General features: G+C 61.8%; 1 protein-coding gene. It reads left to right on the top strand.

Features of this window, described 5'->3' with window-relative positions; all coding sequences use genetic code 11:
- Positions 1–87 precede the first annotated feature (87 nt).
- Positions 88–1,185: an IS110 family transposase gene (locus AB0366_RS27050; RefSeq protein WP_032375655.1), complete on the top strand. Its 1,098-nt coding sequence runs from the start codon at positions 88–90 to the stop codon at positions 1,183–1,185.
- The last annotated feature ends 360 nt before the right edge of the window (positions 1,186–1,545 follow it).

The raw sequence follows: 1,545 nt of genomic DNA, 5'->3' as shown, positions 1-1,545 counted from the left end.
TAGACGGTATGGAGGTCTTGGCTGGGGCCCCTCCGCATGTAAGCGTGGGTTGCCGACAGGAGTGGGTCCTGGCCGGTAGAGCCACAGATGTGGGAGGCCCCAGTGAAGAATCATCGTACGAGTGTTGGTTTGGATGTGCACGCACGATCGGTGGTGGCGTGCGGTTTGGATGGCGAGACGGGCGAGTTGTTCGAGCGTCGCATGTCGCCTGATCACAAAGAAATCCTGGAGTGGATTCGTTCGCTGCCAGGACTGGTGCATGTCGTCTACGAGGCGGGCCCGACCGGTTTCGGTCTGGCCCGTTTTCTGTTGGCCGCCGGTGTCGATTGTGTGGTGGCGGCACCGTCGAAAATTCAGCGTCCCCCTGGTGACCGCATCAAGACCGATGCCCGTGATGCCCGGCATTTGGCTCGGTTGCTTCATTTGAGTTCTATTGTGCCGGTTCTGATTCCGAGTACCGAGCAGGAGTCCGCTCGTGATCTGGTGCGAGCAAGGGAGGACTGCCGCGGCGATCTGGTGTCCGCACAGCATCGCCTGACACATGTGCTGCTGCGTCAAGGGATCATCTACAGCGGCGGCAAACCCTGGACCGCAGCCCACGATCTGTGGTTACGTCGCCAGCGGTTCGATTCACGTGCACTGCAGATCACCTACGACACCGCCTACGAGACCGTCATCGCCACCACCGAACGCCGGAATCGTCTCGATACCGCCATCGCGGACATGGCTGCGCATTCGTCGTTCACTCCGGTGGTGACCCGGCTGGGGTGCCTTCGTGGGGTGGCGACGTTGACAGCGTTCGGTTTGGCGACGGAGATCGGTGAGTGGGACCGGTTGACCGGCCGCTCGATCGGTGCGTTCGTCGGGTTGATCCCGACCGAGCATTCTTCCGGTGAATCCCGGTCGCAGGGCGGTGTCAGCAAAACCGGCAATGCTCACGTACGCCGACTGCTGGTCGAGGCTGCCTGGCATCATCGCAAGCCGTATCGGCCGGGGCGTGAACTGGTGGCACGGTGGAAGGCGTCGACTCCCAAAGCCAAAGCGCGAGGACATCAAGCGAACCGGCGGCTGCACGCACGGTGGGAACATTTCGACGAACGCGGTAAACGTGCGGTGGTCGCCAATGCCGGGATCGCACGAGAGCTGGCCGGCTGGTGCTGGTCGTTGGCCACGCTCGAGGAATGACTGAAGCTCCGACGCCGAAGTAGCGATCTGCGTCGGGATAGATGTCCGGAATGAACGGTCGACGACGATGTGGGATGTGGCCGAGCGTCTGGGAGTGACCCGCTAGCCGCCTATGAGCAATCCTCAACTGCGCGTTGGGATCACGCTCGACTCATAGACTTGCGATCCACTCCAGCCGAAACAGTCCGTCCTGCGGTAACCAACCCGCGTATATGAGAGTTGACGACGCGTCGAACACTACGACACGCTCACCTCCCACTCGCATCGATCACCATCCCGGCAACAGGAAGCGGTGGCACACACGACGGTGCGTGCCACCGCTTCACCATGCCGTCGTTGACAGGCCGACCTCCATATGAG

Origin of the sequence: Rhodococcus sp. NPDC076796, from assembly GCF_040702765.1 — a bacterium.
In the GTDB taxonomy this organism is placed as follows: Bacteria; Actinomycetota; Actinomycetes; order Mycobacteriales; family Mycobacteriaceae; genus Rhodococcoides.
This window is presented reverse-complemented; position numbering and strand designations above follow the sequence as displayed.